This window comes from Microtetraspora sp. NBRC 16547 (genome assembly GCF_030268965.1).
In the GTDB taxonomy this organism is placed as follows: domain Bacteria; phylum Actinomycetota; class Actinomycetes; order Streptosporangiales; family Streptosporangiaceae; genus Microtetraspora.
On sequence record NZ_BSSE01000043.1, the window covers coordinates 15,086 to 38,322 of the forward strand.

The following is a 23,237-nucleotide window of genomic DNA, read 5'->3' on the forward strand; positions in this document are numbered from 1 at the left end:
CCCGGCCAGCACGGATTCCGCTGTAGCTCGGCGAGAAACATCGTATTAGGGAGAAGCCCTAACGATCGTTGACCCTAACCTGCGGCGTGAAGGGTATCCACCCCTCGGATTATCCGGCAGCTCCATGATCTTGGGGCGTCACGACCGCTCTCGATGGGAGCCGCCCGTGTCCGAGACGATCGCCGGGGTCGCCATCCCTGACAGCCCGATCGCCGCTGAAGCGACGTCGCTCGTACGGGAGACGTCGACCCCGCTCCTCTTCCACCACTCGCGCCGGGTGTTCCTCTTCGGCAGCCTGCAAGCCCGTGCCCTCGGGATCGCCCCCGATCCGGAACTCCTCTACATCGCGGCCCTCTTCCACGACACGGGTCTCGTACCGCCCTATCGGAGCGACGATCAGCGCTTCGAACTTGACGGTGCCGATCAGGCCCGCGCGTTCCTCCGTTCCCACGGCTTCTCCGAAGCCGACGCCGATCTCGTGTGGACGGCGATCGCCCTCCACACCACGCCCGAGGTCCCCTACAGGATGGCCCCGGAGATCGCCGCGACCACCGCGGGTGTGGAGACCGACGTGCTCGGCATGCGCCTGGACAACCTGAGCCAGGAGGAGCTCGACGCCGTGACGGCCGCGCACCCGCGGCCCGACTTCAAGCGAGAGATTCTTCAGGCGTTCAAGGAGGGTTTCGAGCACCGCCCGGACACGACCTTCGGCACAGTGAACGCCGACGTGCTCGAACACTTCGTCCCCGGATATCGGCACATCGACTTCGTCGAGGTCATCAAGAACTCCCCCTGGCCCGAGTGATCGGGGCGGCCGGTGCATTAGTCCCCGGACTTGTCGTCCCCCGGTTCGCCGACTGGCCGCAGGTGACCTCCGCCGCATACGACCGCTGTGAAGTCCTCACGCTCGATCTCGGCACCCTCGGGTACACGTACGGGATGTGAGCAGGTGGTGCGGCGGCGCTCTGCGGCCGAGCTGCGGCCGAGCCGCGGCCGCGCGGCCGGCCATGCCGCGATATGGCCGATGGACCACCCCCATGGGGAGAGAATCCGCCCCTCGCCGCAGGGGCGCGGTCGTGCTTTGTGGCAGGCCTTGCGTGAGACGGCGGCCGGGCCGTGTGTCCCGGGTCGCTTTTTGTGGGGTTCCCACAACGCAGCAGCTCCAGTACGCGCGATGCGGGACATTGGTGTAGCCGGGGCTAATCGAGCAGGGTGTAGATAGGTGCAGGCGACGCTCCGGGACCCGGACGTCGCCTTCTGTGCGTGGGTACTTGGGGAGGCTCAGCCGGTGTTCAGTCGTGTCGCCATCGTCAACCGTGGAGAGGCCGCGATGCGGCTCATCCACGCGGTGCGGGACCTTTCGGCGGAATCCGGGACGCGGATCGAGACGATCGCCCTCTACACCGACGCCGACCGCAACGCGACCTTCGTCCGTGAAGCGGACGTCGCCTACTCGCTCGGCCCCGCTTCGGCCCGCCCGTACCTCGACCACGCCGTCCTGGAGCGGGCGCTGGTGGAGACTGGGGCCGACGCCGCGTGGGTCGGCTGGGGGTTCGTCGCCGAGGACCCGGCGTTCGCCGAGCTGTGCGAGAAGATCGGCGTCACCTTCATCGGGCCGAGCGCGGAAGCGATGCGCAAGCTCGGCGACAAGATCGGCGCGAAGCTGATCGCCGAGGAGGTCGGCGTCCCGGTCGCGCCGTGGAGCCGTGGCGAGGTCGCGACCCTTGAGGAGGCGCTGCGCGCCGGCGACGAGATCGGCTACCCGCTGATGCTCAAGGCGACCGCGGGCGGCGGCGGGCGCGGCATCCGGATGGTCGCCTCGAGCGAGGACCTGGCCGACGCCTACGAGCGCACCAGCCAGGAGGCGCTGCGCGCTTTCGGCTCCGGCGTGGTCTTCCTGGAGCGTCTGGTCACCGGCGCCCGGCACGTCGAGGTCCAGGTCATCGCCGACGGGCAGGGCACCGCATGGGCGCTGGGCGTTCGGGACTGCTCGGTGCAGCGGCGCAACCAGAAGATCATCGAAGAGTCCGCCTCCCCGGTGCTGGCTCCCGAGCAGACCGCCGAGCTGAAGGCGTCGGCCGAGCGGCTGGCGCTGGCCGTCGACTACCGCGGCGCCGGCACCGTCGAGTTCCTCTACCACCCTGGCGAGAAGCTGTTCGCCTTCCTCGAGGTCAACACCCGGCTGCAGGTCGAGCACCCGATCACCGAGATCACCACTGGCACCGACCTGGTCCGGCTGCAGTTGCACGTGGCGAACGGCGGGAAGCTGGAAGGCGCCAAACCGGGCGAAGCCGGCCACGCCGTCGAGGCCCGGCTCAACGCCGAGGATCCCGACCGCGACTTCGCGCCTTCCCCGGGCCGCATCGCGCGACTGGTGCTGCCCGCCGGGCCGGGCATCCGCGTGGACACCGGTGTCAGCGAGGGCGACAGCATCCCGGCCGACTTCGACTCGATGATCGCGAAGATCATCGCCTACGGCCGTGACCGCGAGCAGGCGCTGGGCCGGCTGCGCCGGGCGATGGCGCAGACCACGGTGATCATCGAGGGTGGCGCGACGAACAAGAGCTTCGTGCTCGACCTGCTCGACCAGCCAGAGGTGATCGACGCCAGCGCGGACACCGGGTGGATCGACCGCGTCCGCGGCGAGGGCAGGCTCGTCTCGCATCGGCACTCCGCCGTCGCGCTGGCGGCCGCCGCCATCGAGGCGTACGAGGAGGAGGAACGCGTCGAGCGGCAGCGGCTGCTGTCGACGGCGTTCGGCGGACGCCCGCAGGTGCAGCACGAGAGCGGCCGACCGCTGGACCTCAAGCTGCGTGGTGTCGGCTACCGCGTGCGCGTCGCGCGGGTCGGCGCGCATCGGTTCCGCGTCGGCGTCGAAGCGGGTGCCGACATCCGCACCGCCGACGTCGAACTCGACCGCTTCGACCGGCACACCGGGCGGATCGTCGTCAACGGCACCCGGTACCGCCTGCTCACCGGCACGCACGGGCCGATCCACCTGGTCGAGGTGGACGGCGTGACGCACCGGGTCAGCCGCGACGAGGGCGGCGTCGTCCGCTCGCCCGCGCCGGCGCTGGTCGTGGCCACGCCGCTGCAGGTCGGCGCCGAGATCGAGGCGGGCGCGCCGGTGCTGGTGCTGGAGAGCATGAAGATGGAGACGGTGCTGCGGGCGCCGTTCAAGGCGCGGCTGAAGGAATGCGTCGTGTCCGTGGGCAGCCAGGTGGAGACCGGTGCACCGCTGCTGCGGCTGGAGCCGCTCGCCGACGACGTCGAAGCCGGGGACACCTCGGCCGCCGGGTCCGTCGAGGTGGACCTGCCCGCCGCACCCGGGACGATCCCGGCGCGGGAGCGCACCACGCGCGGCCAGGAGGACCTGCGCAGCCTGCTGCTGGGCTTCGACCTCGACCCGCACGACGAACGCCGGGTGCTCGACGACTATCTCGCCGTGCGCCGGGCGGTCATCGAGGATGGCCACCGGCCGCTGGCCGAGGAGCTCGAACTCGTCGACGTGTTCGCCGACCTCGCCGAGCTGAGCCGCAACCGGCCGGCGGGCGAGGACGGCGGCGGTGACGGCCACGTGTACAGCGCCCGCGAGTATTTCCACACCTACCTGCAGAGCCTCGACGTCGAGCGGGCCGGGCTGCCGGAGGCGTTCCAGGCCAAGCTCGCCAAGGCGCTCGGGCACTACGGTGTCACCGAGCTGGAGCGCTCCCCCGAGCTCGAAGCCGCGGTGTTCCGGATCTTCCTCGCCCAGCAACGCGCGTCCGCCGACGCGACGGTCGTCGCGACGTTGCTGCGCGCGTGGCTGCGGGAGCCGCCGCCGGACGAGGCGCTGCGCGAGTCCGCCGGTCTCGCGCTGGAGCGGCTGGTGGCCGCGACGCAGGTCCGCTTCCCCGTGGTCTCCGACCTCGCCCGCGGCGTGGTGTTCGCCTGGTTCGGCCAGCCGCTGCTGCGCCGCAACCGCGCCCGCGTCTACGCCGACGTCCGCAAGCACCTGCGCCACCTGGACGCGCACCCGGACGCGCCGGACCGCGCCGAGCGCATCGCCGAGATGGTGCGCAGCACCGAGCCGCTGGTGCGGCTGCTCGGCCAGCGGCTCATCCGCGACGACGTGGACAACGCGATCATGCTGGAAGTGCTGACCCGGCGGTACTACGGCAACAAGGGTCTCGCCGGCGTCCGCACCAACGAGGTCGCGGGCTGCACGTTCGTGGTCGCCGAGCGCGCGGGCTCGTGCGTGGTCTCCTCCGCTGTGAGCTTCGAAGCGCTCGGCAGCGCGCTGCGCGGGCTCGCGGAGCTGGCGAACGGCGAGGACGCCATCGACGCCGACATCTACCTGGCGTGGGAGAGGCAGCCGGAGGACTCCGACGCGATGGCGGCCGCGCTGCACGAGGTCGTCAGCGCACACCCGCTGCCCAGCCAGGTCCGCAGGCTCACCGCTACCGTCGCGGGCCGCGGCGGCGCGGTGATGCACCACCACTTCACGTTCCGCCCGTCGACCGTCGGGATGACCGAGGAGCGGCTGATCCGCGGTCTGCACCCCTACATCGCGCAGCGGATGCAGCTCGAGCGGCTGAGCAAGTTCGACCTCACCCGGCTGCCGTCATCGGACGAGGAGGTCTACCTCTTCCAGTGCGTGGCGCGGGAGAACCCGTCGGACGACCGCCTCGTCGCGTTCGCACAGGTGCGCGACCTGACCGAGCTGCGCGAGCACGACGGCAGGCTGGTCGCGCTGCCGACGACCGAGGACACCGTCGCCGCCTGCCTCGACTCGATCCGCCGCGCGCAGTCGCGGCGACCGTCGAAGAAACGCCTCAACACCAACCGGATCGTGATCTACGTCTGGCCGCCCAGCGACATCACCCGCGCGGAGATGGAGATGATCGCCCGGCGCATGAGGCCGACGACCGCGGGCGCCGGGCTGGAGGAGATCCTTTTCATCGCGCGGCAGCGCGACCTGAAGACCGGCGAGCTGGCCAAGATCGCCGTGCGCATCTCCTTCGACGCCGCCGGCGGCACCGAGCTGACCGTCGGCGAGCCGTCGGTCGAGTCGGTCGAGCCGCTCGACGACTACCGGCAGAAGGTGCTGCGCGCGAGCAGCCGCAACACGGTGTACCCGTACGAGCTGACCGGCCTGCTCGGCGACTTCGTCGAGTACGACCTCGACGACGACCACGCGCTGGTGCAGGTCGACCGGCCGAAGGGGCGCAACACCGCGGCGATCGTCGCGGGCGTGGTCACCACGCCGACCCGGCTGCACCCGCAGGGCGTCACCAGGGTCGTGCTGCTCGGCGACCCGACGAAGTCGCTCGGCGCGCTGTCGGAGCAGGAGTGCCGCCGCGTGATCGCCGCGCTGGACCTGGCCGAGCGGATGCGGGTGCCGCTGGAGTGGTACGCGCTGTCCTCCGGCGCCCGGATCTCCATGGAGTCGGGCACGGAGAACATGGACTGGGTGGCCGCGGCGCTCAAGCGGATCGTCGAGTTCACCCAGGACGGCGGCGAGATCAACATCGTGGTCGCGGGCATCAACGTCGGCGCGCAGCCGTACTGGAACGCCGAGGCGACGATGCTCATGCACACCAAGGGTGTCCTGGTGATGACGCCGGACTCGGCGATGGTGCTCACCGGCAAGCAGTCGCTCGACTTCTCCGGTGGCGTGTCGGCCGAGGACAACTTCGGCATCGGCGGCTACGACCGGGTGATGGGCCCGAACGGGCAGGCGCAGTACTGGGCGCCGAATCTGGCCGCCGCCCGGGACGTGCTGATGTCGCACTACAACCACACGTACGTCGCACCCGGCGAGGAAGCGCCGCGGCGGGCGGAGACGACCGACCCCGTCGACCGCGATATCTCCGACTTTGTGCATGCCGTGGAGGGAAGCGACTTCACCACTGTCGGCGAGATCTTCTCCGCCGAGGCCAACCCGGACCGCAAGAAGCCGTTCGACATCCGGACCGTGATGCGGGCGCTCTCCGACCAGGACCACCCGGTGCTGGAACGCTGGGCGGGCATGGCCGACGCGGAGACCGCGGTGGTGCAGGACGTGCACCTCGGCGGCATGCCGGTGTGCCTGCTCGGCATCGAGTCACGGGCGGTGCCGCGGCGTGGCTTCCCGCCCACCGATGGCCCGGACACCTACACCGCGGGCACGCTGTTCCCGCGGTCGTCGAAGAAGGCCGCGCGGGCGATCAACGCGGCCAGCGGCAACCGGCCGCTGGTGGTGCTGGCGAACCTGTCGGGCTTCGACGGCTCGCCGGAGTCGATGCGGAAGCTACAGCTGGAGTACGGCGCCGAGATCGGCCGCGCGATCGTGAACTTCGACGGGCCCATTGTGTTCTGCGTGATCTCGAGGTACCACGGCGGCGCGTTCGTGGTGTTCTCGAAGGCGCTGAACCCGAACATGACCGTGCTCGCGCTGGAGGGCTCGTTCGCCTCGGTGCTCGGCGGCGCCCCCGCCGCCGCGGTGGTGTTCTCCGGCGACGTCGGCGCCCGCACGGCGGCCGACCCGCGCGTACGGGACCTGGAGGCCCGCGCCGCGGCCGCCTCCGGCGCCGACCGGGCCGCGTTGACCGCGGAGCTCGACGAGTTCCGCTCGTCGGTCCGCGCGGAGAAGCTCGGCGAGGTGGCCGCGGAGTTCGACCGGGTGCACAGTATCCAGCGCGCGGTCGAGGTCGGCTCCGTCGACGCCGTCATCCGCGCCTCCGAACTCCGCCCGCGCATCATCGAGGCCATCGAGTCCCATTAGCCAGGACTCCACGAAACCCGGGGCACCTCCGTGTGGGCGGTTGCCGGCTGCCGCAGCTGTTTCCGCAACCGGATTGCCTGCCCCACTCATCCGCTGGTCGCCGGAAGATCTTGCGGCGGCACGGTCGGAGTTCGGCGGGCTTGCTGGGCCTTCGGGCGCAGCAAGCCCAACTTGATAGGCAAGTCGCTACTTGCCTATGGTGAGGGTTATGGCGGAGGATGTCTTCAAGGCACTGGCCGACCCCACCCGCCGGCACATCCTCGATGAGCTGGTGGAACGGGACGGCCAGACCCTGTTCGAGATTTGCACACGGCTGGTGACCAAGCACGGTCTCGGACTGTCCCGCCAGGCGATCAGTCAGCATTTGGCCGTACTGGAATCCGCAGGTCTGGTCCGTTCGCGGCGCCAGGGGCGCTACAAGTTCCACGATCTGGACACCGAACCCCTTGAGCGCATCATCACCCGGTGGCTCAAGCCCGATACACCCGGAGGCACCCCATGAAGATCCACCTGACCAGCGTCTTCGTCGATGACCAGGACAAGGCCCTGCGCTTCTATACCGACGTGCTCGGCTTCGTGAAGAAGACCGAAATCCCGCTGGGCAAGGACCGCTGGCTCACCGTGGTCTCACCGGAAGACCTCGACGGGACCGAACTGCTGCTGGAGCCCGACGGCCATCCCGCCGTGAAGCCGTACAAGGAGGCGCTGGTCGAGGACGGCATCCCGGCCGCCTCCTTCGCCGTGGAGGACGTAGCTGCGGAGTTCAACCGGCTGCGCGAGCTCGGGGTCCGCTTCACCCAAGAGCCGCTGGAGATGGGCCCGGTCACCACAGCGGTCCTGGACGACACCTGCGGCAACCTGATCCAAATCGCGCACCGCAAGTAAGGACCCTGCGCCGACGCCGGCCACGACCGCATCCGCGGTCAAGTTCGTGTCTCCGTGAACGATCGGTCAGTCCCGTTCAGCCAGACGATCAGCCAAGGACGAGCGGGAGTTTCGCGGCCAGCTCGCCCAGTTCGGCTCTCTCCGCGTCGGTCGGGGCACGCCGTCCGGTGCCGACCAGCAGCGCGTCCTTGTCGGAGAACGACGCGGGGAACGCGGCCCGGGCGATCTTCTCCAGCATCTCGCGTGATCGGGCGAGGCCCTCCGCGGGTGGCTCGGCCGCCGGGAGGTGCGCGACCAGGTCGAGGTGGTGCAGCGTCCACTCCAGGACGTACGCGGAGAGGTAGTCGCCGGCGGTGAGGACCTCGTCGCGGGTGCTGACATGGAGGCCCGGCTCGGCAAGTTCGGCGGCGCGACCGGCGGCGGAGCCGACATCGTCGAGGTGGAATTTGAGCAGCCGCGGCTCCTTGTACGCGGCGGCGAGCCGGACGATCAGCGCGTCGAGCGGGTCGTCACCGGTCGGCGGCGTTTCGGCGACGTCCCAGTAGGTCACCGCGTCGCGGGTCGGCTCCGTCTCGGCAGGGGTCACGAGGGTGATCAGGACGTCCTGTGCGTCGATGATCAGGTGGCACACCAGGTCCCGTACGAGCCAGCCGGTACAGCCGGACGGTTGTGCGAAGTCGTCGTCCGAGAGCTCGGCGACCGCCGTGCGCAACGCTGTCCACGAGCGTGAGAAGAGATCCACATCAGCAAGGTAGTGCCGAGCAGGAATGGCGGACAAACGCATTTGGACGGTCGACTCACGTACCTGGACGGTTGGCTCGGATGAGATCACCAGTGAGTAGGCACCGACCACCACAGTCATGACGAGCAGAACGTGGCGATCGGTGCCTACGTACGCTGGCGCGACACCCGAGCCCAGCCCGAGACGATTTCGCGGCCAGTTCACCCATCCGCAGATGGACCCAGTTACCCGGCCACGTTTGCCTGAGGGGCAACTAGGTCGTCGCCGACCAGAGGGGCTTGTTGTCCTTGGAGTAGATCACGATGTTGCCCTGGTTCTGCACCGCCAGGTAGGAGCCTGGGTTGCCTGCGGTCTTGGTGGTCCACGCGCCCTGGTTCGACGCGCTGTAGATCACCAGGTTGCCTTCCTTCTGCATCGCGGCGTAGGCGCCCGGCTTGTCCGCCGTCGGGGTGGTCCACAGCGCCTTGTTCGCCCGGGTGTAGAGGACGAGGTTGCCTTCCTTCTGCATGAGCAGCTTGTATTCGCCGTTCGGCGACTGAACCCACTGGCCGGTCTTGAGGGTGTGCCCCGACGGCAGCGACCCGACGTAGGCGTGCCGCGACCAGAGGAACTCGTTACTCGCGGAGTAGAGGACGAGGTTGCCGTCGTTCTGCACCTTGAGGTAGGCGCCGGGGTGGCCGGCGGTGTTGGTGCCCCACAGGGGCTGGTTCGACGCGTTGTAGATGACGAGGTTGCCCTCGCGCTGCATGGTCGCGTATGCGGTGGTGCCTGACGTAGGCGTCCCCCACAGGGCCTTGTTGCCGGGACCATAGAGGACGAGGTTGCCCTGCGCCTGCTGGATCAGCTTGTACTGGCCGTTCTCGGACTTCACCGACTCGGTCGACTTGAGGACCTCTCCGGCGGTCAGCTTATCGTCCGTCTTGTCGATTACGTCGGCGTGAGCCGTCGCCGCCGACAACGGCAGCGCGAGCGCCGCCGCAAGGATCGCGCTCACCCCTGCCCCGCGTACGGTCGCCCGCCTGAGTGATGATCGCTTCCGAACTCGCCTCACGACACAAACTCCGAATCTTCTTGTGCTTGCCTGTACGAACTCCGTCATCACCCGATGCGCCGGCGCCTGGCACTCGGCGGCGTCGACGGCATGGACCAGGCCCTGCACGCGCCGGTGAACGATCCCCCGACCGGGCGCCGCGAAAAGAGGGCGCCAGGGCCGCCTCGGTGACGCGGCCACCACCCTAGGAAGCCGAAGCCGACGGGCGTGACGGTCGTTCGACCCACAACGCGGACCGCGAGCGGGTGATCACAGATCGTCCACATCGATCAGCCCGTCCTGGATCGCCCGCGCGACCAGGTTCGCCTTGGTCCGAGCCTCCCGGCCCACGTTCGCGTACTTGATCCGGACCCGATCGAGATAGGAGTTGACCGTTCGCGGCGTAATGCCGAGCTTCTGCGCGACGAGTTCCTTCGACTCGCACTGGAACCACTCGATCAGCACCTCTTCCTCCCTTAGGGAGAGCTTCGGCCGATCGGGCGCGGTGTCCGCACCGAACGCCCCCGCCAGCGCCGGCGGCGTATACGGCAGGTCATGGGCGGCGGCGACCGTGGCCGCGACCAGGTGCTCATCTCCCTCGGCCTTGGTGAGGAAGGTGAAAGCCCCGATGTCCATGCAGGTCAGCGCGGTCTTCTCGTCGTCGCGCATGGTGTAGACGATGACCTGCCTACCGGCGTCGACCAGCCGCCTCAGATCGCCGTACACCGGCTGCCGGTCGGCCAGCTGCAGGTCGAGCACGACCACCGCCGCCGAGTCCCCCGGCGCCGTCCACGCGGACTTCATGGTGGCTCCGGAGGCCACGACCTCGATCGGCGGATCCGCCGTGGAGTACCAGTACTCCACCCCCGCCAGAACCACCGGATGATCGTCGATCAGCGTCACCGTGATGGCGTCACCTGTCGCCACACCGCCTCCACCCACAGTCGATTCTCAGCAACCACAGCATCGACCTCGACGTGCTGCGACGCGAACTCCGGGCGCGGCGGCGCCGGCCCGTCGCCGAGCGCGCTGACCCGGACCCGGTCGGGCGTGCGAACCACCGTGACCCGGGCGCTGGACGCGGCCGCGGCGAGCACGGCCGCCACAGGGTCGATCAGCTCGCGCCGTACGTCCTTGGGGAGATCCCGGGACTCGCCCCGCGCCGCGAACTGGACGGTGATCCCGCTCCGCTCGGCGACCTCGATGACCGCCCGCAACTCGTGCACCAACCGGTCGGACACGTCGTCTCTCTCCGCGAACAGGCGCCGCATCCTGGCTGCCTCGCGCGCGCAGCGGCGCCGAACGTCCGGATCGGACGGGTCGAGCGAGCCGTACCCGAGCCCGGCGAGCAACGGGACAGCGGTGCCGAGCAGCTCGATGTAGCGCTGCCGGTGATCGCGGTGGACGTGCTCGGCCACCGCCTCCGCCGTGCGGAGCCGCTCCTCTTCCTCCGCCGCCTCCCTCGCCCGCGCGGCGACGCGCCGCACCTCCTGGATCACCAGGCTCAGCGCGAGCTGGAACCCGTAGACGGACACCACGGACACCGCCATCGCCGCCCAGGCCAGCGGATCGGGCGGGCCCGACACGACGGCCTTGGCGAGGGCGACGACGAGGTTCGCGCCGAGGAAGAGGGCCAGGCGCGCGGGCGGCCGGTCGAACAGCAGCAGCACGCCGTACCAGCCGACCAGGCCGAAGTACCAGTGGGCCCGATCCAGATAGTTGCCCGGCGGCGCGGCGACCGCCGCCGCGCTCGCCGCGAGCAGCACCAGCCCCGCGCCGACGCGCCGTGCCGGCGGCAGGATCCGGCCGTGGCGCGCCAGGCACACGGCGGCGCCGGCCGCGACGCCGGCCAGCAGGACGAATCCGGCGATCTCCAACCACAGCGGGTCGTAGCGTCGGCTGTGCTCGATGAGCGTGGGCAGGCAGAGGCCGAACTGCACGGCCACCGTGACCGCCAGAACCGCCGCGCGGGCGCCGCGCAGGAGCCGGTCCTCGACCCGGACGGCCGACCTGTCGCGGCGGCGCTCAGCCGTCTCCGTCATCCGGCCACATCCATCTCAGCGCGGTGCCCCCGCCCGGCCGCGAGCCGACCAGCACCCGGCCGCCCGCCCTGGTCATCCGCTCCACGATCGAACCGGAGAGGCCGCGACAATGCGGGGCGACCTGCCTCGGGTCGAAGCCACGGCCCCGGTCCCGCAGCTCGACCACGATCTTCCCGCTCTCGTCGAGCCCCGCGCGCAGCGACGCCTCCGCCACTCCCGCGTGCCGTTCCACGTTCGTCAGCGCCTCCCGTACGCCGTGGAAGATCGCGAGCGCCGGCGTTGCGGGCAGCGGAGGCACGGCGTCGATCTCCACCTCGACGTGGACTGCGGGGTGGCGGGTCGCGGTGCCCAGCAGCGGCCCCAACTCGACGCGGCCGTCGTCCGAGCCGGGCACCTTGGCGAGTTCCTCCAGATCCTGGCGGGCACGCTCGGGCACCCACCGCGTTCCGTCGCGGGTTCCCACCGCGACCATCAGCAGTGTCGTGCTCGCCGTGTCGTGCAGAGTCGCCAAGTACTCCCGCTCGCCCGAGCGCCTGGCCGCCGCGACGGCGGCGTTCCGGCGCCGGGCCGCCACCCGCTCGGTGAGCCGGTCCGCCGAGCGCGCCTGGGCGCGGACGAGCACATAGGACAGCCGGGACAGCGTCAGCTCCAGCAGCACGCGCGCCCCGGCCAGCGCGATCGACCACTCGCCGTAGTGGGCGAAGGAGCCCGCGGCGAAGGCGCCGAGCCCCAGGACGCCCAGGCCGCACCCCACCAGCGGCCTGGTGGGCCACTCGTACGGACACGTCACGGCCGTGATCGAGACCAACGCCACCACCCAGCCGCCGGGATCACCGGTGCCGGTCGCCGCCTGGCCCAAGCCCACCGCCACGAGGACCGTCGCGTCGATGGCGACCGGCGGCCACGACCGCGAGAGCGTACGGTTCCGCGTCCAGACCAAGCGGAGCGCGCACCAGCCGATCACGAGGGCCGCCATCGAGATCGTCGCGGTCCTGTGCTCGTCCGGCGTCGCGAGGATCCCGAAAACGGCGCAGGGCACGATCACCGCCGAACGGAACCAGACCGCGTAGCGCTCGCCCGCCCGGTTGAGCTCCCGCTCCGCCACCCCCGGCCCCGCCTCGTCACCGGGCCGCGCCGCTGGATCCGGGCCCGGGCGATTGTCCGTCTGGGGTGCTTCCGCCTCTTGCTCTCTCCCGGCCATCGGGTAAAGATTATCGTCCGCCTCCAGCACGGCGACCTGCGCGAACTCGGGGTCGGGCAAGGCACGGATCGAAGACCTGCAGGCAGGCTTCACGTGATCGTCAACAGAGCGGCCGCGGAGTTCATCGTGATCGCGGCACACACACTTTGCGCCAGAGCCCCGTCGACGGCCAGTTCGCCGTACGGAAGGTGACCACGCCGGCATTGTCGTTCGATCACCGGATCATCGATAGCGAGCTCGGTTCGCTGTTCCTCTGCGACGTGGGCGCGATGCTCGCGGATCCGCTGCGCATGCTCGTTTGGAGCTGAGAAGACGACGGAGGGCCCGGATCGTGTTGATCCGGGCCCTCCGTCGTTCGGTGTCGCGTGTCAGCCAGTGACCGGGATGTTGGTCTTCACCGGCCTCGGGGTGGGCGCGGGCTTGGCCTTGTTTTGGGGCTGCGTGACGTTCTCGTCCCACTTGATCCAGTCGTGGATCACCGTCTCGGTCGGCGTGTTGCTCGGCGTCGGCGTGGGCGTCGGGGTGGGAGTGGGGGTCACAGTGGGCGTCACCGTCGGCGTCGGCGTGGGCGTCACCGTCGGCGTCGGCGTCGGCGTCGGCGTCGGCGTCACCGTCGGCGTGGGCGTGGGCGTCGGGGTCACAGTGGGCGTCACCGTCGGCGTCGGCGTCGGCGTCACCGTCGGCGTGGGCGTGGGCGTCGGGGTCACAGTGGGCGTCACCGTCGGCGTCGGCGTGGAAGTCGGAGTGACCGTCGGCGTCGGGGTCACCGTCGGCGTCGGCGTGGGCGTCACCGTGGGCGTCGGCGTCGGTGCCGGCCCACACTCGACCCAGAACACCTTGTGCTTGGGCGCGCCGTTCTTCCCCGCGAAAGTCCAGAACAGCTTGTAGTGCCCGTTCGGCAGGGTCATGTCGACGGTACGGCCATGCCCTTTTTTGTCGAGCACGAGGGTGCCGGTCTTCACCGTGGTCTTGTCACCCGTGGGCGGCCAGGACTTGATCTCCCAGCTCACCTGCTGGGCCGCGTCGAAGTTGAACCCGACCAGATAGAACACGCAGACGTGCGGCTCGTTGCGCTGGTCGTCCTCCGGCGTTGTCCACTTGTGGATCTTGACGTCGCCGTTGTCGCCGGGCTTCGTCTGGACCGTTCCCGCTGAGGCCGTATTGGAGATGGCGAGCACCGCGAGCGCTGCCACCGCGAGCATGAGTGCCGCTGTAATCCAGCGACGGACTGAAGAGAGTCTGGGGGGCTTCACGACCGTACCTCGGGGTGTATGGAGAATTGGAGCCTCACGGGGCTCATATGTGTAAAAATGTCACACCCAACTGGCCGAAAATCCCAAAAGTTCCGAACCGTTATCTAACGGGGCCAGATGGTTACGTGTTCGTTTCGTATGTGTCATAGAACCTCAGGAGCCGATCGTGCCGCTCGATGCCCCCCGCCGACTCATCGGCGCCGCGCTCGTCGCCATGGGCCTCGTCGCCTCGACCCCCGCCAGCGCCGCCGCGTCGCCCGTCACCCTCGCCACCGGTGCCTCGGTCACGGCGACCGCATTCCCCAAGGCCACCACGTTCACGGAGTTGAGCGGCCTCCCGCAGGACACCGACACGTACGGCAAGCTGAGCGGCATCGTGGTCCACCCCGTACGCACGGTAGCCGTCTACGCCCTGCCCGGCGGCAGGCCCACGGCCACCCTCCCGGCGAAGCAGCTCGGCAGCCAGACCTGGGTGCCGGTGGTGGAGGCGCGCAAGGGCTGGTACCGCGTGCTCCTGCCTAGTAAGCCCAACCACGTGACCGGCTGGATCAAGGCCAAGGGCCTGATGAAGGCGCGCAGCCGCTACCGCGCCATCGTGAAGCTGGACACCAGGCAGCTGACCGTGATGAACGCGAGCAAGAAGCTCGGCACCTGGACGGTGGCCGTCGGCGGCCCTGAGACGCCCACCCCGGTGGGCAGGACCTTCCTGCTGGCCCTGATGTCTCCGAAGGAGAAGACCTACAGCCCGCTGATCCTGCCGCTCGGCACGCACTCGGCGACGCTCGACACCTTCGGCGGCGGCCCCGGCACGGTCGCCTTCCACGGCTGGCCGGACCGGAAGGTGTTCGGCAAGGCGGTCACGCACGGCTGCATCAGGGTGCCTGTCCGCGCGCTCAAGGTGCTGGCAGGACTGCCTCTGGGGACTCCGGTTCTGATCGCTCCCTGAGGATGAGGGCGGCGGCCAACGTGTCCTCGCCATGCACGAACGCGCGCCCACTGTGGAGCGGCCGACGCGCGTGATCCAGCTCCCTGCCGGGGCCGTGGAGTACCGACTGGAGGAGCGTGGCTCACAGGTGGTGCTCATGCTGCACGGCGGTCACGTGCGGGCTGCCCTCTCACTCGGAGAAGAGGTGTTCGCCGAAGCGGGGTACACAATCCTGGCGCCCTCGCGGCCCGGTTACGGCCTTACCCCGCTGGCGAGTGGCACCTCCCCCGAAGGTTTCGCCGACGCCGTCGCTGAGTTGTGCGATCGGCTGGGCATCGACTCTCTGGCCGCAGTGGTGGGCCAGTCGGCCGGCGGCCCCACAGCTGTGACACTGGCTGCCCGCCACCCGGATCTGGTGAAGCGGCTGATCCTGCAAAGCGCCGTCGGCTTGCTGCCCTGGCCCGACCGCCGTACTCGGCTGGGCGCCGGCTTAGTGTTCAGTCCCCGTAACGAGAGGGTGACATGGGCGCTCGTGCACACCTTGGTACGCCGCGTCCCGAATGCGGGCCTGCGGCTGCTACTGCGGGACCTGACCACTCGGCCGATCGGGGATTTACTGGCCACGCTCAGTGAGCAGCACCGCGCGATGCTGCTGGAGTTGTTCGGACAGATGCGCTCGGGCAGCGGGTTCGCCAATGACGTGCGCACCATGGCCACGCCCCTCAGCGACGGCCCCAGCGCCGTCGGCTCAGGCAGCAAGACGGCTCGTCGCCTGCCTCAGGTGCGCCAGCCCACCTTGGTGATCGCCAGCCGCGACGACGGGGCGGTCTCCTTCGACCACGCCCAATCCCTTGTCGAGGCGATCCCGCACGCACGCCTGATCAGCAGCAATGCCCCCAGCCACTTCATCTGGCTCGGTGAGGACTACCCTGCCATTGCCGACACCATCGCCAACTTCCTCCATTCGCCCCAGGAGCAGGTCGGACAATAAGTAGCCTCGCCAGTCCAAGGGCCATGCTCATCCGTACCCGACGGTCCGCCGTTCCGCCTTGGACTTGGGCGGGCCGAGAACCAGCTCGCCCGTAGACCACTCGAGTGCCTGCACGGGCGGGGATGCCACTGTGGGTTCACGAGCCCACCGGCTTGAGAAAGCCGTTGAGGACCACCAGGCCCTTCCCGTACTTCTCGTCAATCTCGTGTTGGAGCTTCGGCGTGACCACCCACACGCCGATCTCGACGTGGCCCGCCCGCTCGTCCACCGAGGCCGAGTAAGCGCCCTTGATCTCCTTCCACGCCCTCTCCTGGAGTGCACGGAGCTCCGCCTCGGTGTGCTGAGCGCGGCTCAGACACAGCGCACCGCCCCAGACCTCACGGATCGCGGACTCGCGGGCGGTCGCGTCGCCGGTGAACATCAGATTCAGCACGAGCCGCTTGGGGTCGTTGGCGTATCGCTCCACGGATCGAGGGTCATTGGAGTCGTATCCGTCGATCTCTTCCAGGTAGCTCTGGTCCAGCCAGGCGCCCGCGTACCCGGGAAGCTTTCGGGCTCTGGCGAGCGCGGCTTCCCTCGCCCGGTCGGTGGCCTTTGCGGGGGCGACCGGCCGCCAACCGCCTACGGGCTTCGGACACGGTGTGGTGAAGTCGGATCGGCCACGTGGGGCACCGCGATGCTCGGGCGGGCGCGGAGGCTCGGTGAGCGTCAGCCTCTTCCCGTCCCAGGTGCCGACCACGTGGTATTCGCCCCAGCGCACGCCGCCTTGGGCGGAGTGCTCGACCGCGTTCCAATCCCATCCGACGATGTCGGGCCCACCACACTGGGGCGGCAGGGATTGCGCGACCATCGCGCAGAGCTGAGGGCCATGCTGCGGGTTGGACAACACGAACGCGTTGGCCTGGTACCGCACCGAGGGAGCGCTCGCAGCCGAGGCCGTCCCGCAGGCGGCGAGCGTCACGAGCACGGCGACCAGCCAGATGCCTCTCATGTACCTGAGACGGGCAGAAACGCTCAGGGGTTCACGGTATCCCTGCCGAGATATCGCCAGACTTCCCCAGGGCTGCGGTCTTTTTGCCTCCGGGGGGCGCTGCGACTCCCGGATGATCACAAAGAGCCTGCTCGTCCCCGCCCGCCGTAGGCGGCTGAGCTGGAGGCCTGATCACCCAGCCCGCCATCGGCCCGGGACAAGCCGAGCAGACCAAGGCCACCGGGCATGGCGGGGGTAGGAGTCAGTTCACCCCGCGATCGGGCCGCACGTCGACTATGCACCGGGGCCGCACGTCGTGCGCAGGATTTCAACGAATCGTTGGCAATGGACTGTTTTATGAACCATCCTGGGTGCATGCCAGGTGATCCCTTCACTCCGCCAAATCCCGATCAGGTGCGGGCGCACCGCGTGTACGCCGCCCTCGCCCGCATCGCCGAACGGCACGCAGCGACGCGAGACCAGCGCGATCGTCAGGTCCACCCACAGGTCCTCGGCGCGCATGAGGCTGTCAGGTTGGTGTCGTTCCTCGCCGCAGGGACTGCACAGCACGACGACGACGAGCCGGCGGTCGACCAAGCCGACATCACCGCCGCACTCACCCTCATCCCGCTCGTGCGGGCCGAGATGGACCAGTTGGAGACCTCCCTGCTGCTCATCGCACGAGGCCGTGGCCTCACTTGGCAGGAGATCGCCTTCGGGTTAGGGCTCGGTACCGCCCAGGCTGCCCAACAACGCTATGAGCGGCTGGCCGGCCGCGTGGAGGCGAGCCAGGCGTAGTTTGCTTGGGCGATCGAGACGATGGACCTGTCGGCCGGACGTGCCCGTTGCGTGCCCGTACGGTTGGCGATCAACGGAGAGTCAGGGGAACTCACGATTGCTCGGCCCGCATCCATCCAGGTCAGCGTTTTCGCAGCCCAGGCCGCATGATCTTGAAAGAATTTCCAAGCTGACAGCGCGGGATCGATTCCCGTCACCCGCTCTTAAGTAACCAGTAGTCCTGGGATGTCTCCATGGCAATCAGGAACCGGCCCCTGTCACGGATGCTCACCCAGTCATTCAGCCACGGCTTGCCTTCGGCTGCCCAGTGGTATGGCTCGTACATCCCGCCATCCGGATCCCATACTCGAGCACCCGGCAGGGATTCCAAGTCCAGATCCGCGGCACTGGAGGCAGCGAACTCCATTGTCACGCCATCGCAGACGAACTCGGGGAGATCGCCGGCATCGTAGGGGTGTGAGCCATTCCGCGGCGCCGGCTTGCCGCCGAACTCATGCCAATAGTGCCTGATCTCAGCGACCGCGCTCGGACAACCGTGGAAGCGGTCGAGGAAGGCATCGACATCGCCGTTCCAAACGTAGGCCCGGTACAGGGTCAACGCGCACTTCGCTGAAAAGTGCTCATCGTTCTTGTCGTCGTCGTTTCCCCTCCTGCATCGATCGAGGCCACTGCGGCCGATCCTCTTTGTCAGGCCCGCGGTACGGACCGTCCGGTCAAGTCGGCTGTTGAGCACCTGCCTGGCTGACACCCGTAACTTCGCTACCTCCGGAGCCGAGGGAGAGACCGGAGATGCGGAGGAATCCGACGAGCAGGCGGACAAGGTGAGTGCCACAGTCAGCGCAAGCACACCGGGCACGTAGGAGCCCGTCATCACATCTCCCTTAATGGCGGTCTGGCGGCACGGCCGCGGCGCGCGAGAACCCCACGCAAGGAGGCCCACGCCACGAACTGATCACCGTGCCATTAGCGTGCCATTGACCCCGGTGTCCCCAAGGCTGCCGGATCACGGGTGATCCGGGTGCCCACGTCCTCGCCCTGGCAGATCGCCTTCATAGCGCCTGTCGCCGCCACGTCGAACACGTGCATGAGGAGCCCCTGCTCGTTGGCGAGCACGAAGGCGCTCTCGTCCATGACCCTTACTCCGGCCGCCAGAGCTTCTCGGTAGGTGAGGTTGGTGTACCGCTTGGCATCCGGGTTGAGGTTCGGGTCGCTGTCGTACACGCCATCGACACCGCGCTTGGCCACCAGCAGCGCATCCGCCTCAAGCTCCAGAGCCCGCTGGACAGCGGGATAGTCCGTCGTGACATACGGTTGGCCGATGCCGCCGGCGAGCAGAACGATCAGCCCGCGACGAAGGTGCCGGTCGGCGCGAAGCCGGATGAAAGGCTCCGCCACACTCTGCATGGGCACTGCGGTCATTACCCGCACGTCTGTTTGCGAACGTGCGGTCAGCACTCCACGCAGCATCAGCGCGTTCATGACCGTGCCGAGCATGCCGATGTTGTCAGCTTCGGCCCGGCCTATTCCCCAGCCCTCGGCCATCCTGCCACGGAAGTAGTTGCCGCCACCGATGACCACCGCGACCTCGACGCCCAGCGCGTGGACTGACAGGATCTCATCCGCCAACTGAGCGAGACTGGCCGGATCCGTGCCCCAACCAGAGTCTCCCGCGAGCGCCTCGCCGCTCAGCTTGACTATGACACGTGAGTAACGACTCATTCCGTTCCCTTCACGGCCGCACTGTCGGCGACCCGACCAAGAATACGAGAAGCGATGGCGCTCCCCTGGCCGCCGCGGTTGTCGACGCGGGGGTCATCGCGCTGGAGAACAGGCTCCTCGGGGCGGCGGCAGCCGCGCAGGCCGGGAGCATCGCCGCGGCCTGCGCGGAGGTACGGGGATAGGCAGTGTGCCCGGTCGGTGAACCGAGAACTGCGGCGCGCCGCTCCATCACCCGGTCCTGAGGTTCTTGTTGTATTCCTCGACCAGCTTGAGGTACTCGGATTCGGAGGCGGCGAACTTCGTGACGCCCTTCTTCGGGTCGGTCGTCACGAACCACAGCCAACGGCCGGCGGCCGGGTTCAGGGCAGCCTTGATGGCATCGGCGCCTGGGTTGCCGATGGGGCCGGGCGGCAGGCCGAGGCGCTTGTAGGTGTTGTACGGCGACCGGCTCTGGAGATCTTCGTGCGAAGCCGCGATGCCGAACTTGTTCAGGCCGTACAGGACCGTGCTGTCCATCTTCAACCCCATCTCGGGCGTGCGGCTCAGCCGGTTGTAGACAACCCGCGCGACCTTGGGCATGTCGCGCTTGCTGGCCGACTCGGCCTGGACGATGCTGGCGATGGTCATGATCTCCAGTGGCGTACGGCCGACACGCTTGGCGCCTTCCACCAGGTTGGTGTCCTCGGCGACGCTCCTGAAGTGTGTCACCATCGCGGCGAGGATCTCCTCCGGGCTCGACGTGGGCGAGACCTCATAGGTCGCGGGAAAGGCGAATCCTTCCAGAGCGCCCTTGGCGTAGGCGGGAAGGTCGAGCGCCTTGCCGTCCTTGGCCGCCCGCTTGAACTCCGCCAAGGGCCTGCCGGTCACCGTCGACAGCTGCTCCAAGATCTGCGAGAGCCGCAGTCCTTCGTTCACCGTCACGGTGATCCGGGTCTCCGCACGCGTCTCGCCGGAGCCCTGCCCGGTGAGAACCCCGGGGGCCTCCGCCCGCGAGGACAGCCCCTGGACCACGAGCGTGGATCCGACCGCCAGCACGGTGACGGCTGCCGCCGCAGCCAGGGCGAGGCCGCGGCGACGGGATCGGTTCTCGTTGACCTGGAGGAACCGGCCAGGCGGGGGTGGCTGTTCCTCATGGGCCATGTCGGAAAGGGTCTCGCGCAACAGATCCTCGATGTTCATCGGAACTCCCTCACGGTGCTCAGTTCAGGTGCGGCCTTCTTGAGACGTTCCAATGAGCGGTAGATCTGGCTGCGGACCGACCCCACTCCGACACCGAGGAGCCGCGCGATCTCGGTCTCGGACATGTCTTCGAAGTAACGCAGCACGAGCATGGTCCGCTGCCGGGTTGTCAGCCGGGCAAGAGCCGTGCGTATCACCAGGCGAAGATCTGCGACTTCGGCGTGCCCGTCCCCGGTCTGGTCGGGCATCCATCCGGTGGACACTTCCGCGATGCGGGAACGGCGCCGCCACCAGCTCACCTGCTCGTGGTACATGACACGACGGACGTAACCCTCGATGGCGGCAGGGTCGTGAAGACCGCGCCACTTCGCGGCCGTCTTCGCCAGCGCCGACTGCACCAGGTCCTCGGCGGCGTGCCGGTCACCGGTCAGCAGGTAGGCGGTACGGAACAGCGCCCCTGATCGATCGATGACGAAGTCCCGGAAGTCCGCCTCAAATCCTGGATCCATCCATCCTCCTCGTGATGTCACCAGGCAAGGACGCGGACAGGGTGTCAATCTATGCCGACATGGCCGAACTGATCCGTATCAAGGGCTGCCTGCCCTGACCTGCATCATGTTCGCCACTTGGCGGCCGAGGCCCAGACCGGTGGTCTGGTGGGCCGACCGCAAGGAGAGCCGAACCCCGGGCGGGAACAGGATGATTACCGATCAGGTGGGAACTGGTTGCCGATGAGTTCTAGCAACGCAGCGTGCGTCTCCTGGTCAGCCGCCACGACGAGCCCGCCCGCGCCGGTGTGCAGTGGCTGACCGTGGATGCCGGTCACCACGCATCCGGCGGCCTGGCACAACGCGATCCCGCTGGCGAAGTGCACGCTGTCCCGCAGATGGCCGTCAGTGACGTATGCGGCTCGCCGACCGGCGGCGACCCAGGCCACTGCCAGGGTGGTGGAGACGACGCGCGGGCGGAAATGCTCGATGAACCCCTTTTCGGCAAGCAGCCGGACAGCCCGGAAACTCGGTTCGTTCGGGAACGGTGGATCGAGGTTGACATCTACCAGCCGCGAATCGGGCGACGGTGTGAGTTCCTCGTCCACTCCGTCGCGACGGACGTACGCGTGATCGCCGTCTGTCCAGAACACCTCGTCGGCGAAGGGGTCGGCTGAGGCCGCCACCGTGACGTCCGAGCCCATGCGCAGGGCGACGTTCACCGCGACCAGCATGCTCCGCGCGGCGTAATTCAGCGTGCCGCACAGTGGATCGACCAGCCACATGCGCTCCGCGCCACCCGAGCCCGTACGTCCGCTCTCCTCACCAGTCACGGCGTCATCCGGCCGGGCGGTGCGAATAACGTCGAGGATGGTCTTCTCCGCTTCAATGTCAGCAGCCGTGGCGAAGTCACCCGCAGACTTCTGGAAGCGCGTCAGCGACGCACCGTACATGGCACGCACGACAGCAGCTCCTGCCTGCGCCGCCGTGAGAGCCAATTCCTCGTCTGTGATCAGCACGCACGCAGGATAGACGCGGTGGGTCAACCAGCAACACCGGCCCTGATCACTTTGGCTACGCGCTTCTCCCTGTTCCTGGCCACGCCGGATCACCGCGTCTGGAGTTTTCAAGGCACCAGCGTCGGCGCCTCGGCATGCTCGGGGCGTTCCTTGCTCACGAACCGGTTCACCGCGCGGACGCTGCTGAGAAGCTGGGCGGGGAACACGATCGTGGAGTTGTGCTCCACGGCGATCTCGCTGAGTACCTGCAGGTTGCGCAGCTGCAGCGCGATGGGGTGGTCGGCCATGACATCTGCGGCCTCCGCCAAGCGTCCGGCGGACAGTGCCTCACCCTCCGCCGCGATGATCTTCGCTCGCTTCTCGCGCTCGGCTTCGGCCTGGCGGGCCATCGCCCGCTGCATGGTCGGCGGCAGTTCGATGTCCTTGAGTTCCACGAGGAGGACGAACACGCCCCACTGCTGTGTGATGCGGTCGAGGATGTGCTTGATCGACTCATTGAGCTTCTCCGTGTCGGTGAGCACCTGGTCCAGCAAGGAGCGCCCGACAACGTTGCGGACCGTCGTCTGCGCGATCTGGCCGACGGCGGCCTCCACGTTCTCGATCTCGACGATCGACTTCACCGGGTCGACGCGGCGGTAGTACGCGACCGCGGCGACACCGATGGAGACATTGTCGCGGGTGATGATCTGCTGTGACGGGATGGGCATGGTCACGGTGCGCAGGCTCACCTTCCGCATCCGGTCCACCAGCGGAATCATGAAGCGCAGCCCAGGCTCACGAACGTTGCGGACCTGACCCAGCCGGAACACCACGCCACGCTCATACTGCCGCACGATGGCGACACCAAGATTCGGCATGAGAACCTCCCTGCTTTCACGCTGCGCCGCCGAAAACGCCGCAGCTAGGGACCTAAGCCCCCTGTCCCACCACATGCTTCGCGTCTGCCGAATTGAGCTCATAGGTATCAAGGCGGCGGCGCTCCGCGCCGCCGCACCGCGGCCCATCGCCCGCCCGCCGTCCGGGCATGCGGCCTGGAGGCCGGTCCCGAACGGCAGCGGCTCAGGGCCGTCACCGCACCCAACGCCCGCGGTACCGACCGACACGCCGATCATTGGCGCACCGCCTGGTCTTGCCCCGGTTTGGTGGACACCTGATCTGTGGGGCACCCTGTGCCCCTGAAAGAGGAGTCCACGTGCCGAACTACCCGTATGAGTTCCGCCGGCAGATGGTGGGGCTGGTGCGCTCGGGAC

Annotated in this window: 22 protein-coding genes; 9 read left to right on the plus strand and 13 right to left on the minus strand. The window is 68.7% G+C overall.

Annotated features, from left to right (window positions below; all coding sequences use genetic code 11):
- The first annotated feature begins 166 nt into the window (after positions 1 to 166).
- The 4 genes from QSK17_RS33785 (at position 167) to QSK17_RS33800 (ending at position 7,630) form a co-directional block, all read left to right on the plus strand.
- Positions 167 to 805 carry an HD domain-containing protein gene (locus QSK17_RS33785; protein WP_285710314.1) on the plus strand — a complete coding sequence of 213 codons (639 nt, stop codon included), beginning with the start codon at positions 167 to 169 and terminating at the stop codon, positions 803 to 805.
- Positions 806 to 1,288: 483 nt separating this feature from the next.
- Positions 1,289 to 6,745 carry an ATP-binding protein gene (locus QSK17_RS33790; RefSeq protein ID WP_285710315.1) on the plus strand — a complete coding sequence of 1,819 codons (5,457 nt, stop codon included), beginning with the start codon at positions 1,289 to 1,291 and terminating at the stop codon, positions 6,743 to 6,745.
- Between the two features lie 208 nt (positions 6,746 to 6,953).
- Complete coding sequence (locus QSK17_RS33795) at positions 6,954 to 7,247, plus strand: ArsR/SmtB family transcription factor (protein WP_285710317.1); 294 nt, start codon at positions 6,954 to 6,956, stop codon at positions 7,245 to 7,247.
- A complete protein-coding gene (locus QSK17_RS33800) occupies positions 7,244 to 7,630 on the plus strand; it encodes a VOC family protein (RefSeq protein WP_285710318.1) in 387 nt (128 codons plus the stop codon). Before QSK17_RS33795 ends, QSK17_RS33800 begins: the two co-directional genes overlap by 4 nt.
- Before the next feature lie 88 nt (positions 7,631 to 7,718).
- Here QSK17_RS33800 and QSK17_RS33805 read toward each other — a convergent pair whose 3' ends face one another.
- From QSK17_RS33805 to QSK17_RS33825, 5 genes are all read right to left on the minus strand, one after another.
- A complete protein-coding gene (locus QSK17_RS33805) occupies positions 7,719 to 8,372 on the minus strand; it encodes a maleylpyruvate isomerase N-terminal domain-containing protein (protein WP_285710321.1) in 654 nt (217 codons plus the stop codon).
- Positions 8,373 to 8,625: 253 nt separating this feature from the next.
- Positions 8,626 to 9,366: a hypothetical protein gene (locus QSK17_RS33810; protein WP_285710324.1), complete on the minus strand. Its 741-nt coding sequence runs from the start codon at positions 9,364 to 9,366 to the stop codon at positions 8,626 to 8,628.
- A 306-nt stretch (positions 9,367 to 9,672) separates the two neighbouring features.
- Positions 9,673 to 10,329 (minus strand): DNA-binding response regulator, encoded by a 657-nt coding sequence (locus QSK17_RS33815; protein WP_285710327.1) that lies wholly within the window; start codon positions 10,327 to 10,329, stop codon positions 9,673 to 9,675.
- Entirely contained in the window at positions 10,302 to 11,444 is a 1,143-nt protein-coding gene (locus QSK17_RS33820) for a hypothetical protein (RefSeq protein WP_285710328.1), read from the minus strand. The genes QSK17_RS33815 and QSK17_RS33820 overlap by 28 nt, the downstream gene beginning before the upstream one ends.
- Complete coding sequence (locus QSK17_RS33825; RefSeq protein WP_285710330.1) at positions 11,428 to 12,705, minus strand: sensor histidine kinase; 1,278 nt, start codon at positions 12,703 to 12,705, stop codon at positions 11,428 to 11,430. Before QSK17_RS33825 ends, QSK17_RS33820 begins: the two co-directional genes overlap by 17 nt.
- Here QSK17_RS33825 and QSK17_RS36355 point away from each other — a divergent pair.
- Positions 12,615 to 12,953 (plus strand): 2-oxo acid dehydrogenase subunit E2, encoded by a 339-nt coding sequence (locus tag QSK17_RS36355; RefSeq protein WP_352231890.1) that lies wholly within the window; start codon positions 12,615 to 12,617, stop codon positions 12,951 to 12,953. The genes QSK17_RS33825 and QSK17_RS36355 overlap by 91 nt on opposite strands.
- Before the next feature lie 60 nt (positions 12,954 to 13,013).
- Here the strand turns inward: QSK17_RS36355 and QSK17_RS33835 are convergent, their stop codons facing one another.
- Positions 13,014 to 13,847 carry a hypothetical protein gene (locus QSK17_RS33835; protein WP_285710331.1) on the minus strand — a complete coding sequence of 278 codons (834 nt, stop codon included), beginning with the start codon at positions 13,845 to 13,847 and terminating at the stop codon, positions 13,014 to 13,016.
- Positions 13,848 to 14,064: 217 nt separating this feature from the next.
- Between QSK17_RS33835 and QSK17_RS33840 the strand changes: the two genes are divergently transcribed.
- A complete protein-coding gene (locus tag QSK17_RS33840; RefSeq protein ID WP_285710333.1) occupies positions 14,065 to 14,844 on the plus strand; it encodes a L,D-transpeptidase in 780 nt (259 codons plus the stop codon).
- A 31-nt stretch (positions 14,845 to 14,875) separates the two neighbouring features.
- Positions 14,876 to 15,814: an alpha/beta fold hydrolase gene (locus tag QSK17_RS33845; protein ID WP_285710335.1), complete on the plus strand. Its 939-nt coding sequence runs from the start codon at positions 14,876 to 14,878 to the stop codon at positions 15,812 to 15,814.
- 136 nt (positions 15,815 to 15,950) lie between these two features.
- Here QSK17_RS33845 and QSK17_RS33850 read toward each other — a convergent pair whose 3' ends face one another.
- Positions 15,951 to 16,805 carry a hypothetical protein gene (locus QSK17_RS33850; RefSeq protein ID WP_285710337.1) on the minus strand — a complete coding sequence of 285 codons (855 nt, stop codon included), beginning with the start codon at positions 16,803 to 16,805 and terminating at the stop codon, positions 15,951 to 15,953.
- A 354-nt stretch (positions 16,806 to 17,159) separates the two neighbouring features.
- On the opposite strand from QSK17_RS33850, the gene QSK17_RS33855 reads away from it, so the two are divergent.
- Entirely contained in the window at positions 17,160 to 17,582 is a 423-nt protein-coding gene (locus QSK17_RS33855; RefSeq protein ID WP_285710339.1) for a DNA-binding protein, read from the plus strand.
- A gap of 193 nt (positions 17,583 to 17,775) precedes the next feature.
- Here the strand turns inward: QSK17_RS33855 and QSK17_RS33860 are convergent, their stop codons facing one another.
- Complete coding sequence (locus QSK17_RS33860; protein WP_285710341.1) at positions 17,776 to 18,453, minus strand: hypothetical protein; 678 nt, start codon at positions 18,451 to 18,453, stop codon at positions 17,776 to 17,778.
- 92 nt (positions 18,454 to 18,545) lie between these two features.
- Positions 18,546 to 19,301, minus strand: coding sequence for a UMP kinase (gene pyrH / locus QSK17_RS33865; RefSeq protein WP_285710343.1), 756 nt, complete (start codon positions 19,299 to 19,301; stop codon positions 18,546 to 18,548).
- On the opposite strand from pyrH, the gene QSK17_RS33870 reads away from it, so the two are divergent.
- Positions 19,286 to 19,483, plus strand: coding sequence for a hypothetical protein (locus tag QSK17_RS33870; RefSeq protein ID WP_285710344.1), 198 nt, complete (start codon positions 19,286 to 19,288; stop codon positions 19,481 to 19,483). The two genes, pyrH and QSK17_RS33870, sit on opposite strands and share 16 nt — an antisense overlap.
- 46 nt (positions 19,484 to 19,529) lie before the next feature.
- Here the strand turns inward: QSK17_RS33870 and mltG are convergent, their stop codons facing one another.
- The 4 genes from mltG to QSK17_RS33890 form a co-directional block, all read right to left on the minus strand.
- Positions 19,530 to 20,480, minus strand: a complete 951-nt coding sequence (gene mltG, locus QSK17_RS33875) for an endolytic transglycosylase MltG (protein WP_285710346.1) — start codon at positions 20,478 to 20,480, stop codon at positions 19,530 to 19,532.
- Positions 20,477 to 20,989 (minus strand): SigE family RNA polymerase sigma factor, encoded by a 513-nt coding sequence (locus QSK17_RS33880; protein ID WP_285710349.1) that lies wholly within the window; start codon positions 20,987 to 20,989, stop codon positions 20,477 to 20,479. The genes mltG and QSK17_RS33880 overlap by 4 nt, the downstream gene beginning before the upstream one ends.
- Before the next feature lie 194 nt (positions 20,990 to 21,183).
- Positions 21,184 to 21,987: an inositol monophosphatase family protein gene (locus tag QSK17_RS33885; protein WP_285710351.1), complete on the minus strand. Its 804-nt coding sequence runs from the start codon at positions 21,985 to 21,987 to the stop codon at positions 21,184 to 21,186.
- 107 nt (positions 21,988 to 22,094) lie between these two features.
- Positions 22,095 to 23,099 carry a slipin family protein gene (locus QSK17_RS33890; RefSeq protein WP_285710353.1) on the minus strand — a complete coding sequence of 335 codons (1,005 nt, stop codon included), beginning with the start codon at positions 23,097 to 23,099 and terminating at the stop codon, positions 22,095 to 22,097.
- Positions 23,100 to 23,237 lie beyond the last annotated feature (138 nt).